Source organism: Alicyclobacillus tolerans, from assembly GCF_900142255.1.
In the GTDB taxonomy this organism is placed as follows: domain Bacteria; phylum Bacillota; class Bacilli; order Alicyclobacillales; family Alicyclobacillaceae; genus Alicyclobacillus_I; species Alicyclobacillus_I tolerans.
Map to the genome: position 1 here is coordinate 1 of NZ_FRAF01000010.1, position 18,076 is coordinate 18,076.

The following is an 18,076-nucleotide window of genomic DNA, read 5'->3' on the forward strand; positions in this document are numbered from 1 at the left end:
CGTTTCAACCCCTTTTCTGGTCAACAGGTCCGCCACCTTGAGCATGACGCCTTTGTCGGTCGGTTTTCGGCCGCGCTTCGGTTTCGTCAAGCTCTCCGCCAAGGCTTTCAGGCCCGCTTCAGCCTCCTCCATCGCGCTCTCCCGAAACGCGGCATCCTGACGCGCTTTCTCCGGATTGTAGCAGAGGATGTATCGGACGCCTTCTGCCTTTTCGACGTCGTCCACGCTTGTGGCGGGCACCTCGAGGGAGCGCAGGGTGTCTTTCAGTTCATGGTAGGCGTTGACGTCCGCAAACTGTTCCAGCAACGCGTCGCTCACGATGCGCCCGCGCTTGTGGAACCCGACAATGTACGGGAATCCCGCCTCCGCCATCAGGGCCATGTTCTTTTCCGTGACCATGCCGCGGTCTCCCACGAACACGCACTGCTCGACCGCAAAGTCTTCTTTCAGACGTTTCAAGATGTCTGGCACGGTTTGCTTGTCGGACACGTTGCCCGCGAACACTTCGTGCGTGATGGGAATGCCTTCAGGGGTCACCAGGAGCCCAAGCTCCACCTGCTCGAGGTCGGGGCGATGCGTTCGGGAATACCCATGCTCTCCTAAGGGACAGGCGTGCCCGTGGAGATGGGTGCTGGTCAAGTCGTACAGAACCAACGAGAGCCTGAAGTTCAGCAAGTCTGTCAGTCGCCCGTACAACACACGTTCCAGTTGAGGCTTGATGTCGACGAGATAGTCGAGCGCTCGATAGAAGTGCTGAAGCTGCCACGGCTCCCCGCCCCAGTCCGGAAGATAGAGATCGTCCAGCGTGTGAAAGAGGCGAAGCTTACTCGAGGGATCGACGAGCCGATGAATGACCATGGCTTGGACGTACCGCGCGACATCAAAGGTGACCTCGCGGTCACGCAGGGCGTCACGAATGGCCTCGGTGAGCCCGAGTTGGTTCCACAAAAATTGCACCACATACGGAACGCCGAAATGGAGCACCTGCTGGGCCTCGAAGTCCTCGAGCGAACCGGTGGTGCGATGCTGTAGGAGAGACTCGAGGGTCCGGATAATCTGTTCGATTTCGCGCTCAGAATATTGACCGATGTTGCCCAGGTTTGCGACACGCCGCTTCTTGACCGTTCGACCATCACGATAGGACTCAACGATGTGGAGATACTTGTAGGTCTTACCGTCGGGCTTCTTTGTGGATACAATTTGCGCGAACAAGAGGATCACCGCCACGGGAATTTATATCCACAATCATAGTACATATGTGCTTATGTATCAACGATTACACGAAAAAAGTTTGACCTACATTTTCGCAAACAAAACGCCCCCAAACGACGAAAAAACCGCGCTGTAGCGCGGTTCGGACGTTCCGATGAGGCGTCTTACTGTCAAACTTGAGCTTTAGAAGCGGCACAGTATGAGAATAATCATTCGGATTCTCAACAACCCGTTTTAAATGACGGAAGTACTGTCATTACTACGGGGGGAGGTTCGGTGAGCAGTACAACCAATGTACAACTTACGCTGACTGGTGCAAAAGCTACCAATGCTAACCTGAACAGTGTGGAAAACTATATTAATCAGCTGCTTGGCAGCTCGCAGGCGTATAATATCACGCTTGATAATTCAGGCACTGAGATAGATTTTAACTTTAATTATTCTGGAAGTCTCTCAGTGACTGAACTTCAAAATGACATCCAAAGTTATGTAAATGCATTACAGTAATGTGATGGTTTGCGTTTAACAAAATGAATGATGAATTTGCGATTAGTCGAAACCAATCTGTGTTTGTCCATTCCTGTGAAAAACTAATTCTCGCTTATCATTTGTCAATTGGATAAAACGAGATCGCAGGAAAGGTTCAAATATAAAAAATTATGGAGGGGTAAAGGATGAAATTCAGCATGAAATCAAAAATAGGAGCAGCAGCAGCCACATCATTAGCTGGGTTGGCAATGATGGGAGCGGGATCGTACGCATTATTTACAGCACAAGCACAGTCGAATACGCAAACCTTTGGTGCAGGTGTAGTCGATATTGCCACGACAGGCCAAGGGTTCCAAACCTTCTCGAATAATCACACGATTGATTTTTACAACATGGTACCAGGAGATTATGTGGGTTCTTATGTGGTGGTACAAAACACAGGTAGTGTGAATGAAGTGGTAGACATCAATACTCAGGCTCATGGTCCAATCTTCTGGGATGATGGACTCAACAATGGGAAAGTGACAACGCTCAACGGATATAGCAAGGGTTCATTGCCATCAAGTGATTCACCCGTAGCTTCTACAGCACAGTCGACGTACGCTGATTTCTGGCAACCGCGCTTACTCTCGAATGGTCCTCAGGTGATGGGCGGGGATTGGGAATCGGTAGATTATCCTGGTACCAGTCAAAATTCGCAGTATGAAAACGATAATCATCCTGCCAGTTATACATTAAATTACCAGATATATAATGAGCAACCGACTGTTACCATGAATGCGACAAACAGCAGCACACAGGCACCCACGTTCACTGTGACAGGTAGTAATGGCCAAACATTGACACCTGCAAGTGACATCATTGCAAACACGATTACTTATACGTACAACCAGGCGGGATACAATCCGGCAACAGGACAGGATTATCCACAACAGACGGGGACGTTTATGAACGGGCAGACGCCGTTCAGTGGGTCGTCGGACGTTCAGGGTATAGTCCTTCAACCTGGACAATATATGGTGGTTGAATACACGGGCCAATTGCCGATACATGCAGGAAATGACTATCAAGACGCATGGGGTAGTGCACAGGTAGTATTCAATGCTGCACAGTGGGAAAATAACCATAACGATGACCAAAATCCAATTCTGACTTCGCCTACCAGTCCTACTCAAAACACGTCAAGCGCTGGTACAACTTCTGGAAGTGGTTCTGTTCCGACATCTCCAAGTGGGAATGGACCAACATCCGGAACAGGTACTCCAGGAGTACCATCATCATCCTCAAGTGGTAATGATTCTACCACATTATCACCTAATCCACCTATAAATTTCAGAAGCTAATCACCTGCGATTTATTGTTAGAGCCATTTGTGCACTTCTGTATTTGAAAGTTCCCTGCCGAAAGTGGACCCTTTCGGCAGGGCTCCCTGATATTGCACTGACAAGTCTGCAGTCTTTGGCAATGAATCCATAGAATCATAGTTCATTACGCAAAGAGTGCAGATTTGAAAAAATCTTCCATACGTTTGGCGTACAGATTTTTAGTCAATCCATTTATATTCTGCATTTTATCAAAAGGCTGTTCAGTAGTAGGGGGCGTGTTGTTTCATGAAGAAAAGTTGGCTATATTATCTTGGCTTATCTACAATGTCTGCAATGGTTCCGATAGGCATAAGTGGAACCTATGCATTGTTCACACACCAGACCCAATCATCCCCTGTATCTTTTGGAACGGGGACTGTGCAAGTGGAATTAAAGCAAGACACAAACCATTCATTACTCATCGAACCATACGATAGTACAGATTATTCAGCATTTTTGAATAATCATTTTCAACCTCATCGAGATATTCTTTATATGGTTACAAATACGGGTACGGTGAATGAATGGGTTAGATTAGATTCAGCAGCTACTTTATATTTAGGTGGAAATCCTAACGCGGCACATGAATTGGCGGGTAGTTATAAAATTTTAACTTTGCCATCTACCAACGATGAAAAGGATCTTGTTCAATCCTTAATAGAAGACTTACAAAATCAGCAATGGACGGTTGGTAGCACGGAAACATCCTTAGCTAATCTTGATATATCTTCTTTTGCGCCGCGTTGTCAGCAATGGTTATTGCAATTGCCAACAATGATTCAAAATCAGTCTCATTTAACAGGTTGTTTAGCCTATATGACAAACGGCCAATGGTCCCCTGAACAACAACAAATTCTGCAAAATTATTGTCAACAATTCTTTTCTTCTTTGCAGTCGGAAGGATACCATACAGTAGCGGATATCCCTGAAGTTGCGTGGCAATCTTTTTTCCAATCTCTTTTTTCTCAATTAAATGCTAGCAAGCTGAAACAAGAAGTTGTAGCAGGTGGAAATGATCCGTCATGTACTGTCCTGGCTTCAGGCTCTTTACTTTTTTCTCAAATATTTTCTTTGGGAAACACCAATTGGAATCAGTTACAACAATCCATTCCACTATCACTTCCTAATGCAGTAGATTCCGTTGCAGGAAGTGCAGCATATTCGAATACCACCTGGTTTCCTCTAGCTCCGGGACAAACTGCAGTAGTAGTCTATCAACTTTATGTACAGGATACTTCCCCGCTTGGAGAGGCTGGCTACAAAAATTCCTCGCCATTTGTACCGAATACGTCTAGCAACACATTAATGACTTGGGCTTATGTAGTGCAACATGAGAATGTTTCGCAAATTTCAAATTAGAGAGTTTTCGTAAAGTAGGGTTGTAGTTGAAAGGAAGTGAGTGCAAGATGAGTCGATTGCGTCTTCCTAAACGATTCATAGCCGTGGCAGGAAGTACGTTAGTGGGCATTTTATTGCTGTCGGATGGATTATTTCGCATGACTGCTTTGGCCGATCCGTCTCTTACGTCTTCATTTTCTGGTGGTTTAGCTTTTACACAATATGCTGATGGAAGTCATATTTTTTCTAATGTTCATCACTTAGTGCCCGGGGATACACGCACAGGTTCTGTAGAAATCATGAACGAAACAAATGTTACTGAGCAAGTGGTCTTTACAACAAAACTATGGGGACCTTTGTTTTCAAATAATGGTCATACAGGCACAACTTTGTCCAGCACCTATATCTCCAAAGACTATTCAGGAACAGGATATCAAAAAGCGTTTGAATATGATAATTTTCCACCGCATATGAGTGATACGGCTTATGTCGTTGGGGATGAAGAAGCTACCATTCAAACACAGGGTCCTTTTTCTCAAACAGTACAATCCAAACCTTTTACTTTATTGGAAGGTCAATCCTTGCTCATTCAGTACACGCTTCAATGGCCTTTAAGCGCTCATAATGATTATCAGGGGGCTTTAGGCTATATGCAAGTGCAAGTTCAAGCGATTCCCGTGGGCACACCTTCTAATCCGTCAGGTCCGACAACGCCCAATAGACCACCTCAGCCCAATTTACCCAATGGAGGAAATCCTCCTGTTACTGTAACGCAGCCCAATCCATCAGGAGGGAATGCACCGCCGATTAGAAAACCAGTTTCTGGAAACGGAAGTCAAGGGGGAGTTTCTGGCATTTCTAGTCACCCGTCAGGCGGGCATTCAGAAGGACAAACAGTTCATGTCATTCCCATTTCATCTCCTGGTCAATCTTCTGTCATTGGAGCAACATCTCCCGTGACTGGGGTACCTGTATTGGAAACTTTAGCCGAAGCTTTGAGTTTTATTCTGCTTGGCATAGGAATGCTTTTCTTGGGGAGTCGATTGCGAAAAGAGAGATAGGGATATTGAAAATCATTTCTAAATAGAGAATTTCCAAATAAAAATCCTCATTGCGCAAGAAATGAGGATTAAATATTTGATTTATGCCACTGATACGGATTATATAAAAAATTAAGAATCCTTTTTATCCTGGATTTTTTTCCATCTTTGATATTCAACAAATTGTTTGAATTCTTCAATATCAATCCCAGAAAGTTTTGCTTCTCTAGCAATTTCTAGCCATTCTTCATCAAGCCCGTATGGATTTTCTGAATCCACCGTGGATACCACATCCACAGGTAATAACTCCACCAAGGGAATTTGAAAGACATGAGAAAGTTTTTCCAAAACTTGAATGGACGGGTTTTGTTGTTTATCTCGTTCAATCATACTTAGGTATGACTTGGCTACCCCAGAACGCTCAGACAACTCATTGAGCGACCAACCACGAGATTTTCGTAAGGTTTGTATGCGTTTGCCAATCACAGATGTCTCCCCGCCCACTCCATGTGTAAATTTTAAATAAAAGTGAATCATTTCATACTATTGACATTATTCCTTCAAGACAACGTTTGGATAGTGCGGGAAGAGAGGAAGCGTCTGACTTCTTCTTTCGTTAAACCAAAGTCTCGAGCCATTGCCATTAAACCTTCCCAATCCTGTAAGCTTTCAGTATCCCTTTTGTTCTCTTTGTCTGTCATTGTTTTAGGCTGAATGTTGTGCAATTCCCTTTACCCCATTTCGGTAAGATTTCCTACCGAACCCTTGCAACTCAGCCATCCTGGCTTAATTTTATATTTTTCCATCCAGGACCCGCAGTTTTGCGTCCCTGTCTTTCAACAGGTTTGCCCTCAAGGAACTAGGATACGTTCATTATACGAAACAGATTGTGCTTCGACAATCTAAAAATGTTCCGATTGGACTCATATCTATATTTTGAAACGAAAGAGATTGAATTGAAACATTTGGAACATTATTTCCGTTTACAATACTTTCGAGCACCGTAAGCATATGTCCTGTCGTCATAACGGTGAACGGGGAAATGCAAAGCGACGGGATCGAGAAAGGAAAAGAAACGTTTAAACAGAGATGAGCGTTACAAACAGGCTAACACAGTTGAAATATGAAAATATAGAAAGCCAATATGCTTTGCGGGTAGAGGTAAGGGATACGAACGGAATATTCATGAGAGAGATGAACGAATGAGAACTAACAGAAAATCAATCAAGGAATTAAAAAAATAGGCGCTGCACCGCTCATATATGGACGGACAGCGCTCAACTCTTTAACAATAGCTCCCTTCAAACGGTTGAACTTGGTCCGGAATATACGTCTCATTGAAAGATTGTGCAGGCGGATTAAAAAATTGATCCGTAATGCTAATAAGTGGGCGCAATACTTGTAGATTGAGTATATTTATAATCCCAAGTGGAATGAAGGGTTTTCCATTGCATACCATCCCAAACTTTGTTTCATGCATGTGGTTCCAAGTTTTGATGTTGAATAGGATTGTAAGCTTTTCCGCCAATCACTTGAGAACGTAATCGTTTTATTATCAAGAGAATCGTTAAAAGCTTGTATTTTGGCAGGCGTAAAGAACTGTATTCCTGAAATAGCAGAAAGTGAAAGAACTCCAATGGCGAAGTACCTAGAATAAGTTCCTTTTGTTATCAAAATAAGAGATTTACTAGTTATCTATTGATTTTATATAAAAACACCAATAATTACTATAAATAATTTAATTATAAAAATGGGTTTCATGAGCTAGTATTTAGGGGAAGAAATATAAATTTACTCATGGACCATGAGTCCAATGAGTCTAGTATTTGTGGTATTTATGCAATTGGACGGGGGAATTATTCCTTTGAACAGTCTATTTCTTTTAACAAGTTTTTAGCTCGAACCATTCTTTCTTGATATTGCAATTTCATTGCTTGAACATTTTCTACTTTTCGATTCATTTTTTCAATCAACTCTTCTAGTATTTGAATAAAATTTTGGACGATCCGTTTTTGTTCTTCTATATTTTCATTTTGCTCTTGAAAATTCTTCTTTAATTCTTGCAAGGATTGTTCAGCAGACAATGTTTCTTGAATCTCTTGCAGTGAAATGCCGAGATGCTCTTTTAAACGCAATATTTGCTGCAGCATGTCTATCGTTTTTTCATCGTAAAGTCGATGACCTCCATTTGTGCGTGCTGCTGCAGAAATGAGTCCAACTTCCTCATAGTAACGAAGCGTTCTTGGTGTGATACCAAGCTGTTTGGCAACGTTGTCGATAGTCAAAAAGTATTTATCCTGTTGTGCCAATCATATACCTCCGTGTCTTATCTAAGCTGATTTTGGTTGTATTCTTTCCTTCTACAGGACATGGCTCTAGGTTATCCTACAGAAAAGAAAATATATTCGAGTTGATTGCGATTTACACTTGGTCTAGGATATTATACAAGTTATTCAGTTAACGTCAACGTAAATTAGTTGCGTGTTTTCATTGTTCATAAGGAGGTGAAACCCAAGCTGTGAAAAATCAGCTTGGGATAGATGAAGATAGCCAATGGAGTCGAAATGCTGGAATTGGAAATGAATATAATGGGGCGGAAAAATTTAATTCATCCAACACTCTTTTACGATGATTCACAAGCCATATTAGTAGACGCGGGCATGCCCGGGCAACTCAATGAAATTCGCGAAGCGGTGGAAAAAGCGGGAGTGTCGTTTGAAACGATAACTGCCGTTATTTTAACGCATCAGGATATCGATCACGTTGGAAGCATTGAAAGTTTAATCAAGGAGCTTCCAAAGTCGATTACTGTCTATGCTCACGCGGAGGATAAACCTTACATTGAAGGTGAAAAAGAACCTATCAAAATGAATCGCCAACGTGTTGCTCAGATGTTGGAACAAGTACCAGCAGAGATGCGCAGTCAGGTGGAGAGTATCTTTTTGAATCCTCCCCAAGCTAAAGTCAATCAAACAGTAGAAGATGGAGAGTGGCTTCCGTTTTTTGGAGGTTTGCAAGTGATATACACCCCAGGGCACACACCTGGTCATATCAGTCTCTACCATCGTAATAGTAAGACGCTGGTTACGGGGGACGCGATGGTGAGTGAGAATGGGAAGCTTCTTGGACCCAGCGCACAGGCAACACCAGATATGGAAGAGGCGCTGAAGTCTCTAAAAAAATTTGCTGCCTTAGATATTGAACAAGTCGTTTGCTATCACGGTGGTTTATGTAATTTTCAAGTCAACGAACAAATTGCAAACTTAGTCAAGTGAAGAATTGAGCGTTGGGGGTGTTTAGCAATTGCCTATGAGTCAAACTGCTCTTCTTGTTATGGATATGCAAAATGGCATTGTTTCACGTTTCGCAGAAGATCCTAGCGTGCTTGAACCGTTTAAGCATGCGGTGGCTTTGGCGAGAAAATCAGAAGTTATGGTGATTTTTGTGAGGGTCGCGTTTCGTCCTGGTTATCCTGAAATTAGCAGTCGAAATTTATCATTTTCTAGAATTGCCAAAAATCCAAACGACATGATTCAATCTGAATTTTCAACCCAAATTCACGAGTCCGTAGCACCGCAACCTGAAGAAGCTGTTGTTACGAAACTGCGTGTGAGTGCTTTTACAGGTAGTGATTTAGAAGTACTGTTGCGTGCCCAACACATTGAGCGCTTAGTTCTTTGTGGTATTGCCACTAGTGGCGTCGTACTTTCGACGTTGCGTGAAGCGGCTGACAAAGATTATGAGTTGGTGGTTCTTGCTGACGCCTGTTTAGATGCTGATGAAGAAGTGCATCGAGTATTAATAGAAAAAGTTTTTCCTAGGCAAGCCGAGGTCATGACAGTGGCAGAATGGGCAAAGATGCTCGATGGACGATTGAATTGAATTCATCACCATATCAGTTACAAGATCCCATCTCTATGTTCAGCATAGGCGGTGAGCGGTTCACTTTTGGTCGGTTCATTCCTTCGAAAGAGGAGAGATAGCATGCTATCTTTGTCGTTAGCCAACAGGACGGCTGTAGTAACCGGTTCAGCCAGCGGCATTGGTTTTGCCATTGCTCAACGTTTGGCTGAGGCTGGCGCTAAAGTGGTTGTTTCTGACATTCGCAAAGAAGCTGCAGATGTAGCCGTGTCTCAATTGCAGAAGAGAGGTCTGGAAGCGATTTGTTTTCAGGCTGATGCAGGGGCAGAAAATGATGTCAAGTGTCTCTTGGAATTTGCGGTTCATTCTTATGGATCCTTAGATATTCTTGTCAATAACGCAGGTATGCAGTACGTAGCTAATATTGAAGAATTTCCTGCAGATAAGTTTCAACAGTTGTTGCAACTGATGTTGGTAGGTCCTTTTTTGTCGATAAAGTACGCTTTCCCATATATGAAAGAACGTCAATGGGGGCGGATAATCAATATAGCTTCTATTAACGGACTTATAGGATTTGCGGGCAAAGCTGCTTACAATTCTGCTAAACATGGTGTAATTGGTCTGACCAAAGTTGCCGCACTAGAGGGGGCCGAGCATGGCATAACTGTAAATGCGCTTTGTCCAGGCTATGTGGATACTCCACTGGTGCGAAACCAGTTGAAGGATTTAGCTATTCAGCGAGGTGTTCCCTTGGAGTCAGTTTTGGAAGAGGTTATTTATCCACTTGTACCCCAAAAGCGACTCTTGGAAACGAGCGAAATAGCTGATTACGTGCTTTTTTTGGCTAGCCACACAGGACGTAGCATTACAGGGCAGGCAGTAGTTATCGACGGCGGTTACATTGCGCAGTAGTTGTAATTAGTTTTTCTCAAGATAGACGCAAGAATGAGATGATTGTCATGGTTTTGTAAAAAAAACGTGTTAGAGTCGAGAAAACGTTTTAGATGCTTTATGGTGGAGGTTTTCTTATTGTCTGTTCGCATAACGGTATGGAACGAATTTCGTCATGAGCAAAAAAATCCGAAAGTCAGTACCTTATATCCAAATGGTATTCACGAAGCAATCGCCTCTCCACTTCGTGAAAAGGGGTATGACGTCAAAACGGCTACGCTCGATCAACCTATGCATGGGTTGAATGACAAAGTGTTAGATGAGACAGATGTCCTCATTTGGTGGGGGCATATTGCACATCAAGAAGTTTCAGATGAAATTGTCGAAAAAGTCGTGCAGAGAGTATGGAAAGGTATGGGACTGATTGTTCTGCATTCTGCTCATTTTTCCAAGGTTTTTAAAAGGTTAATGGGTACTTCCTGTGATTTGAAGTGGCGTGAGGCTAACGATAAAGAGAGGCTTTGGGTAGTTCAACCTAATCATCCGATTGTTCAAGGAATCAATGAATTCATTGAACTTCCGCAGGAAGAAATGTATGGTGAATATTTTGATATTCCCCAGCCCGAAGAATTGATTTTCCTCAGTTGGTTCAGCGGGGGAGAAGTCTTTCGAAGCGGGTGCACCTATCACCGTGGATTAGGAAAAATCTTTTATTTTCGACCTGGTCATGAAACTTTCCCCACCTATCATCACCCGGAAATTCAACGAGTCTTGGCTAATGCTGTAGAATGGGCAGCACCTCATGAGATAAAACAGCCAATCTGTGGCAAAGTTCAAGCGTTGGAGACACTACCTTCCTTGCAGAGTTGATACATATTTCATTGCTTCCCTATCTTTTGCAATTCTATCAGAGGCTGGTTAACCAACTCGCCATAGCGTGCTGTTAGGAGGAATAGAGTTGTGAAGATTGGTATTTTTACTGTTCTTTTTGCGAATCTAAGTTTTGAAGAGATGTTAGATAAAGTGGCATCCAGTGGCTTGGAAACGCTTGAAATCGGCACAGGTGGATTTCCTGGGAATGTACATTGCCCGCTTCAGGAGTTGCTAGAGAATCAACAAAGAAGACAAGAATGGTTAGATACCATACGCCAACATGGATTGGAAATTAGCGCTTTTTCTTGTCATGCCAATCCTCTTCATCCTCATCCAGAATCGGCAAAAGAAGCTCGCCAATTAATTCAAGAGACGATTCAATTGGCTGCCCTCATAGGAGTAGAAACCATTAATACTTTTTCAGGATGTCCGGGAGAATCGCAATATTCACAACATCCATCCTGGGTCACCTGTCCCTGGCCTCCAGAGTTTAATGAGGTGCTGAAATGGCAATGGGAAGAAATCGCTATACCTTATTGGAAAGAAGTGAACACTTTTTCCAAGAAGTATGGAGTACGCGTTGCAATTGAACCCCATCCCGGATTTCTTGTCTATAATACGGAAACTGCATTGCGATTGCGCGAACGTTGTGGAGAGTGGATTGGTGTGAATTTCGATCCAAGCCACTTTTTCTGGCAAGGTATTGATCCATCCACAAGTTTGAAAATTCTCGCTGAAGCAGGAGCACTCTTTCATATGCACGCCAAAGATACAGCTTTTGATGAAGATAACGTCCGCCGCAATGGTGTGCTTGATACGAAGCCCTATGAGCAAGAATTGGCGCGGTCTTGGATTTTCCGAACGATTGGTTACGGTCAAAGTGAAGAAACCTGGAAATCCATTTTCAGTACACTGCAAAAAGTGGGTTATACAGGGACTGTCAGTATTGAACATGAAGATAGCTTGATGTCGGTGGAAGAGGGATTTCAAAAAGCAGTGGAATTTCTTAAACGCTTACGGATTCGGGAACGCCAGCATCAACTCTGGTGGGTTTGATTTTGCGTTTTTATGAGAATGAACGGTTGACCAATGTGTATTTCTTCAAGACTTCGAAGGCGAGGATAATGATGCGAGTAGCGCTGTTAAGTGGATGGCATGTGCATGCTGCAGAATATGCGCAGTATGCTGTAAATCATTCAGAAGTAGAGTTGCATTTCATTTGGGATACAGATGAAATACGTGGTCGCGCTTTTGCCGAGCGGTTTGACGCCATGTATGTGCAAAATTTAAATGACATCTGGGAGCAGGTGGACGGAGTCATTATTGCTTCACCTACCAATCAACATTTTGCCCTTATCTCAGAAGCGCTAAAACAGGGCAAACATGTATTTTCGGAAAAAGTCCTTGCCATGAATTTAGATGAATGTAGAAAGATTCGAGAAATTCTAGAAAATAAAAACGTAGTGCTGACGCTTTGTTTACCAAGATTGTCCGACGCATACTTTCTCTATGCTGTAAGCGCACTTGAACAAGGGCTGCTCGGTAGACTTCATTCGATTCGCTGTCGATTGCATCATGACGGTATATTGTCAAGTGCGGAACACCCTCAAGGGTGGTTGCCGGCTGAATTTTTGGATCGCTCACTGACGGGAGGTGGAGCGCTTATTGATTTGGGTGCACATCCCATTTATTTAGCCAATCGATTGGCAGGCACACCAGTATCCGTATCAGCCCTTTTTTCATCATTTTATAGCTCAGATGTAGAAGATCAGGCGACTGTATGCGTGAAATACGAATCAGGATGTGTGGCTGTATTGGAGACAGGCTTTGTTTCCGGACAGCGTTCTTTCCTTTTAGAGTTACATGGTTCAGATGGGAGTCTAATGGTGGATCAACAATCCGTTCGTATTGCCTCTAGACATTTGCCTCATCAAGCTTGGCAAACTCCGTTATTGCCAAAACCATTGCCGCATCCTTTTTCTCAATGGGTAGCGTCTGTTTTACATCATGAACCGCAAAATACATCCTGGCAAGATATTGAACACTTAACGCTCATCAATGATGCAGCGCAGTTATCCCATCAAAAACGCCGAATTGTAGATATATCGGAAATAGGAGGTTTGCAAATTGACTGAGCCTTTACGCGTAGGAATTGTTGGTGCAGGTGGCATTGCCCAAGGCGTACATATACCCAATTATTTAAAATGTGGATCACGTGTTGAAATTGTAGCACTGGCAGATATTCAATTGGATAGAGCTAAAGAAGTGGCAGCTACTCATCATATCCCGTATGTTTTTGCGAGTGTGGAAGAGATGCTGGATAAAGTATCTTTGGATGCGGTAAGCGTTTGCACCCCCAACAAATTCCATGTCTCTGCAACTCTTGCTGCGCTTGAGGCAGGTTGCCATGTATTATGTGAAAAGCCTCCTGCTCTTTGTTGGCAGGAAGCGGAATTAATGGCAGATGCAGCTCAACGGGCAGGTAAAATATTGACTTACGGATTGCATTACAGACATTTCCCCGAAGTTGAAACCTTGAAGAAATTTATTGATGCTGGCGATCTCGGAGAGATTTACGCTAGTCGTGCTATAGCTGTGCGGCGTCGCGGGATACCAGGATGGGGAGTTTTTACGAATAAAGAGTTACAGGGCGGTGGACCACTCATTGATATCGGCGTACATATGCTCGATACCGCTCTTTACTTAATGGGCTATCCATTGCCTGATACAGTTTTCGCGGCCACCTATCAAAAGATTGGTAATCGACAAGGTGTCGGCATGATGGGAGATTGGGACTGGAAGCAATTTTCTGTCGAGGATATGGCGCGGGGTATGATTCGCTTTCAAAACGGATCGACCCTTATTTTAGAAACTGCCTTTGCTGCTAATGTAGAGAAGCGCGAAACCATGCAAGTTTCCTTGATGGGAGATAAAGCTGGGGCTGATGTCTTTCCATTGAAAATCTATGAAGAAAGACATGACACATTGCTGGATACGACACCTGCCTTTTTACCTAAAAAAGGTGGTCATGAATTAGAAATTGAGCGCTTTGTTGATGCCTGCCTAGGCGGAGCAAAACCCATCTCCACGCCCGAACAGGGTGTTGCATTACAGAAACTGTTGGATGCACTTTATCGCTCTGCTGAATTGGGAAAGCCGGTAGAATGTTAGGAGGGTATCCATGAGTGAAGGTAAAGCTTTGCGTGTAGCCATGATTGGCTATCAGTTTATGGGTAAAGCGCATAGCCATGCGTTTCGGGATGTCTCGTTTTATTTTCCGAATCTACGTCCCGTTACCCTCCAGGTACTGGTGGGTCGTCAGGAAGAACGTGTTCGTCAAGCGGCGGCACGATACGGTTTTGCAGAAGTGGCCAGTGATTGGAGAGAGATAGTAGAGCGTGACGATATTGATATTGTAGATATTGTCACGCCCAATCATTTGCATAGGGAGATTGCGATAGCCGCATTGCGTGCTGGCAAACATGTATTATGCGAGAAGCCACTGGCTCTTTCGTTAGAAGAAGCTGTAGAGATGGAGATGGAAGCAAAAAAGGCTTTAGGAATAAATATGATTTGTCATAATTATCGTTTTGCGCCAGCTGTCCAATTGGCTAAGCAATGGTTGCAGGAAGGCCGTTTAGGTAAGATTTACCATATACGTGCACAATATCTGCAGGATTGGATGATAAGTCCAGATCATCCCATGGAATGGCGTTTGCAGAAGCAGTTAGCAGGTTCGGGTGCGCTGGGGGATATTGGTTCACACATCATTGATTTAGCTCGGTTTTTGGTGGGTGAAATCGATGACGTAACAGCTGTGATGAAAACCTTTATTCAGGAGAGGCCATTCATGGTTGAAAATGAACAAGACGTTACAGGTAAAGTGGATGTAGATGATGCCGCAGCATTTTTAGCAAAATTTTTGGATGGGGCTTTGGGTGTATTTGAAGCAACGCGCTTTGCGACAGGCAATCGAAATGGCAACCGTTTTGAAATCAATGGCGAAAAAGGTTCTCTGCGTTGGGATTTGGAAGATATGAATCGACTTTATGCGTATTTTGTGGACGATCCAGCAGATTGCCAGGGTTTTCGGCAAATTCAGTGTACCGAATCTGTTCATCCTTATCTACAAGCGTATTGGCCGCCCGGCCATATTATAGGTTATGAACATACGTTTATTAATTTGTTTGCTACTTTTTTAATGGCAATTGAACGGCGTGAGCAAGGAATCGATTATCGTAATTTACCATCGCCCAATTTTACTGATGGTCTATATAACCAACGGGTAATGGCAGCAGTTGAACGCTCGGCAGAAAATGGTAAATGGGAAAAAGTTATGGGGTCAGCTATCTAAAGATTTACTAAAAAATATGGTTGCCCAGTCCTCCCCAAAAAATGTTTTACCTTTGAGATTGGACTGGGCTCCGCTTTGACAGTTCAAATTTGCCAAAGACGAGCTTGCATACGGCAAGATTCATTGTGGATTTTATGGAAAATATCGGTCATGAACTGGCTGTCTAAACCTAAAGCTTTTCCCATATGAATATAGTGATTTTCCACTTCGATGGCTCGATTCTGCTGAACAATGGGACAGTCGATTTCCAATTTTCGAGCAGCTACCTCTAGGACTAATTGCATTCTTTCTGCAAGACAGGCGATTAATTGGTCATCAATTTCATCAATTTTACCTCTCAAGGTCTGCAATTCTTGATCATCCATGCAAAGCGACCTCCTTATTAGTGTTTTTTTCTATTTTGCAAAATAGATTAATTTTATCTATTAACAATTTTAATTCTGCTGGGGTAATGGTCTGCTGGCCATCAGATGCAGCTTTTTCGGGATGACTGTGGACTTCAATCAGCAATCCGTCGCAACCGGCAGCTAGAGCAGCCATACTCATGGAAGGTACATAGCGTGCAACACCTGTTCCGTGACTAGGATCGACCAAAATAGGCAAGTGGCTTCTTTCTTTCACTACCGGTACAGCGCTTAAATCGAGAGTATTACGTGTGGCTGTTTCGAATGTACGAATGCCTCGTTCACAGAGTATTACCTGTTGGTTCCCCTCACTGAGGATGTATTCAGCAGACATCAGCCATTCTTCAATTGTGCAAGAAAAACCTCGCTTTAAAAGTACAGGTTTATCCGTTCTTCCGACGGCTTTGAGCAGAGAGTAATTTTGCATATTTCTAGCACCAATTTGAATGACGTCGATTGTATCGCAGGCAGTATCTAATTGGCTTGCTTCCATGATTTCAGATACTACAGGGAGTCCTGAAACTTTTCTGGCTTCAGCAAGATAGTATAATCCTCTATCGCCAAGACCTTGAAAAGAGTAAGGGGAACTGCGAGGTTTAAATGCCCCTCCGCGCAACATTTGAGCGCCAGCAGCTTGAATTTCCTTTGCGAGTTCAACTATCTGATCTAAACTTTCTACTGAGCATGGGCCAGCGATGATAGTTGGTGAATGGGTACCGATTTGAATATCGTGAACGGTAATTACGCTGTTAGCTGCTTGATTTTGACGACTGGCTAATGGATAAGGGCAATTAGAACGAACTTCTCGTGTGCTCATAAAAAGACCTCCTCGCTTATTGGGTAGGTGACAATCCTCAGTCGCCAACCTCTTTCTTTTTCATTTCTCAAGCAGGTTAATGAATGTTGAAAATGTCTTTTAAAGAAAAACGAACCTCAGTCCCTATAGGGACGAGATTCGCTCGTGGTACCACCCTAATTCCAGGCTTTGCGTGTTCAGGAGGTCCTTTTGTCATTTTTTGAACGACAAAAAACCCTCGTCCTATAGGGACGAGGGTTACTCGCGGTACCACCCTAATTCCAGGCGCAAAGCCCTTCACTTCATTGTTATAACGGAAATTTGGTTGATTTCCGGTTTAGGCTACTCAAACCTGCTAAGCAGGTGTTCACCCAACAGCTCCGAAGTGAACTTCCGTGCCCCTTTCACACCGGTTTTCACCCACCACCGGCTCTCTGCAGCGAAAGCAACACGTACTCTCTTCATCTCAGCCTTTTATTTATTGAATTGTTAAAATATTATCGCGCATGTGCTCAGTTGTCAATGCTAGGTATCTCATCTTATGCAGATTTTCTTGCATAAGTCACAAAATTTACGGACTTATTTGTGGTATCATTTGGATACTGTTATCAGTTTAGCTTTTCTGAAATTTCTTTTCTCAAGGCCATTGATTTCATACCAGAAAAATGAGGTTATGACCATTGCTTACAATTGATTTGAATTGTGATTTCGCTGAGGGTTTTGGCCCCTATCGAATTGGTGCAGGTCGTGAGATGTTGCAGTATGTCAGTTCAGTCAATTTAGCCTGTGGATTTCATGCTGGGGATCCAGCCATCATGCGCCAAATGGTCTACGAAGCTCGTGATGCTGGTGTTGCTGTGGGAGCACATCCGGGGCTACCAGACAAACTTGGCTTTGGTCGCAGAAGAATGGATATTAGTAAGGATGAAGCGTATGAGATGGTTGTTTATCAAATAGGTGCGCTTCAAGCGTTTTGTACGGTCGCAGGAATTCGTTTGCACCACGTCAAACCGCATGGTGCTCTTTACAATATGGCTGCTGTTCAAGCTGATTTAGCGCAAGCAATCGCTCAAGCTGTAAAAGATGTAAGTCCTGATGCAATTCTTTACGGCTTATCGGGGAGTGAGTTGGTTCGCGCTGGCAGAGAAATAGGTTTGCATACCGCCAGTGAGGTTTTTGCTGATCGGACTTATCAGGCTGATGGGTCATTGACTCCTCGTAATGTCAAAGGAGCCTTGCTTGAAAATGGTGAGCAGGCGGTTCGACAAGTTTTGCAAATGATACGAACAGGTACGGTTTGTACCTTAAACGGAGAAAACATTCCAATTATAGGAGAAACGGTCTGTCTACACGGTGATGGAAATCACGCGCTTCATTTTGCGCAGACCATACATCGACGTCTGCTGGAAGAAGGTATTTCTATTCAAGCAGCTTGTGGCAACGCGAATGAATAG

19 protein-coding genes, 1 riboswitch and 1 other annotated feature are annotated in these 18,076 nt (G+C 43.5%); of the genes, 13 read left to right on the plus strand and 6 right to left on the minus strand.

The features are described 5' to 3' along the window. The coding region (locus BUA75_RS06820) for an IS1634 family transposase (protein WP_423219871.1) at window positions 1-1,221 on the minus strand (1,221 nt) is incomplete at its 3' end. A gap of 267 nt (window positions 1,222-1,488) precedes the next feature. Between BUA75_RS06820 and BUA75_RS06825 the strand changes: the two genes are divergently transcribed. From BUA75_RS06825 to BUA75_RS06840, 4 genes are all read left to right on the plus strand, one after another. Further along, a complete protein-coding gene (locus BUA75_RS06825; RefSeq protein ID WP_072873861.1) occupies window positions 1,489-1,719 on the plus strand; it encodes a hypothetical protein in 231 nt (76 codons plus the stop codon). 179 nt (window positions 1,720-1,898) lie between these two features. Continuing rightward, on the plus strand, window positions 1,899-3,044 hold the full coding sequence (locus tag BUA75_RS06830; protein ID WP_165611966.1) for a TasA family protein: 1,146 nt from the start codon (window positions 1,899-1,901) through the stop codon (window positions 3,042-3,044). Between the two features lie 267 nt (window positions 3,045-3,311). Next, a complete protein-coding gene (locus BUA75_RS06835; protein ID WP_072873863.1) occupies window positions 3,312-4,424 on the plus strand; it encodes a hypothetical protein in 1,113 nt (370 codons plus the stop codon). Between the two features lie 47 nt (window positions 4,425-4,471). Beyond that, a complete protein-coding gene (locus tag BUA75_RS06840; protein ID WP_072873864.1) occupies window positions 4,472-5,464 on the plus strand; it encodes a hypothetical protein in 993 nt (330 codons plus the stop codon). Window positions 5,465-5,575: 111 nt separating this feature from the next. Here BUA75_RS06840 and BUA75_RS06845 read toward each other — a convergent pair whose 3' ends face one another. From BUA75_RS06845 to BUA75_RS06850, 3 genes are all read right to left on the minus strand, one after another. Beyond that, window positions 5,576-5,980: a helix-turn-helix domain-containing protein gene (locus BUA75_RS06845; protein WP_423219870.1), complete on the minus strand. Its 405-nt coding sequence runs from the start codon at window positions 5,978-5,980 to the stop codon at window positions 5,576-5,578. Between the two features lie 23 nt (window positions 5,981-6,003). Further along, window positions 6,004-6,144: a DNA-binding anti-repressor SinI gene (gene sinI / locus BUA75_RS15605; RefSeq protein WP_207549721.1), complete on the minus strand. Its 141-nt coding sequence runs from the start codon at window positions 6,142-6,144 to the stop codon at window positions 6,004-6,006. A gap of 62 nt (window positions 6,145-6,206) precedes the next feature. Beyond that, window positions 6,207-6,303: riboswitch (cyclic di-GMP riboswitch) on the minus strand. 996 nt (window positions 6,304-7,299) lie between these two features. Beyond that, window positions 7,300-7,752, minus strand: a complete 453-nt coding sequence (locus BUA75_RS06850; protein WP_072873866.1) for a helix-turn-helix domain-containing protein — start codon at window positions 7,750-7,752, stop codon at window positions 7,300-7,302. A gap of 231 nt (window positions 7,753-7,983) precedes the next feature. On the opposite strand from BUA75_RS06850, the gene BUA75_RS06855 reads away from it, so the two are divergent. From BUA75_RS06855 to BUA75_RS06890, 8 genes are all read left to right on the plus strand, one after another. After that, on the plus strand, window positions 7,984-8,718 hold the full coding sequence (locus BUA75_RS06855; protein WP_072873867.1) for an MBL fold metallo-hydrolase: 735 nt from the start codon (window positions 7,984-7,986) through the stop codon (window positions 8,716-8,718). Between the two features lie 34 nt (window positions 8,719-8,752). Further along, window positions 8,753-9,325 carry a cysteine hydrolase family protein gene (locus BUA75_RS06860; RefSeq protein WP_072873944.1) on the plus strand — a complete coding sequence of 191 codons (573 nt, stop codon included), beginning with the start codon at window positions 8,753-8,755 and terminating at the stop codon, window positions 9,323-9,325. 102 nt (window positions 9,326-9,427) lie between these two features. Continuing rightward, the gene (locus BUA75_RS06865; RefSeq protein WP_072873868.1) at window positions 9,428-10,216 is read left to right on the plus strand and encodes a 3-hydroxybutyrate dehydrogenase; all 789 of its coding nucleotides are present in this window, start codon (window positions 9,428-9,430) and stop codon (window positions 10,214-10,216) included. Window positions 10,217-10,333: 117 nt separating this feature from the next. Further along, window positions 10,334-11,065, plus strand: coding sequence for a ThuA domain-containing protein (locus tag BUA75_RS06870; RefSeq protein WP_370541903.1), 732 nt, complete (start codon window positions 10,334-10,336; stop codon window positions 11,063-11,065). 90 nt (window positions 11,066-11,155) lie between these two features. Continuing rightward, complete coding sequence (locus BUA75_RS06875) at window positions 11,156-12,124, plus strand: sugar phosphate isomerase/epimerase family protein (protein ID WP_072873870.1); 969 nt, start codon at window positions 11,156-11,158, stop codon at window positions 12,122-12,124. 71 nt (window positions 12,125-12,195) lie between these two features. Then, window positions 12,196-13,203 carry a Gfo/Idh/MocA family protein gene (locus BUA75_RS06880; RefSeq protein WP_165611967.1) on the plus strand — a complete coding sequence of 336 codons (1,008 nt, stop codon included), beginning with the start codon at window positions 12,196-12,198 and terminating at the stop codon, window positions 13,201-13,203. After that, a complete protein-coding gene (locus BUA75_RS06885) occupies window positions 13,196-14,239 on the plus strand; it encodes a Gfo/Idh/MocA family protein (RefSeq protein ID WP_072873871.1) in 1,044 nt (347 codons plus the stop codon). The genes BUA75_RS06880 and BUA75_RS06885 overlap by 8 nt, the downstream gene beginning before the upstream one ends. A gap of 10 nt (window positions 14,240-14,249) precedes the next feature. After that, on the plus strand, window positions 14,250-15,422 hold the full coding sequence (locus tag BUA75_RS06890) for a Gfo/Idh/MocA family protein (protein WP_072873872.1): 1,173 nt from the start codon (window positions 14,250-14,252) through the stop codon (window positions 15,420-15,422). 83 nt (window positions 15,423-15,505) lie between these two features. On the opposite strand, the gene BUA75_RS06895 is transcribed toward BUA75_RS06890, so the two are convergent. Both BUA75_RS06895 and aroF read right to left on the minus strand, forming a co-directional pair. Next, window positions 15,506-15,787 carry a chorismate mutase gene (locus BUA75_RS06895; RefSeq protein WP_072873873.1) on the minus strand — a complete coding sequence of 94 codons (282 nt, stop codon included), beginning with the start codon at window positions 15,785-15,787 and terminating at the stop codon, window positions 15,506-15,508. Continuing rightward, window positions 15,780-16,643 (minus strand): 3-deoxy-7-phosphoheptulonate synthase, encoded by an 864-nt coding sequence (aroF, locus tag BUA75_RS06900; RefSeq protein WP_072873874.1) that lies wholly within the window; start codon window positions 16,641-16,643, stop codon window positions 15,780-15,782. The genes BUA75_RS06895 and aroF overlap by 8 nt, the downstream gene beginning before the upstream one ends. A gap of 223 nt (window positions 16,644-16,866) precedes the next feature. After that, window positions 16,867-17,099: a binding site (T-box leader), on the minus strand. Between the two features lie 203 nt (window positions 17,100-17,302). Here aroF and BUA75_RS06905 point away from each other — a divergent pair. Further along, window positions 17,303-18,076: a LamB/YcsF family protein gene (locus tag BUA75_RS06905; protein ID WP_072873875.1), complete on the plus strand. Its 774-nt coding sequence runs from the start codon at window positions 17,303-17,305 to the stop codon at window positions 18,074-18,076.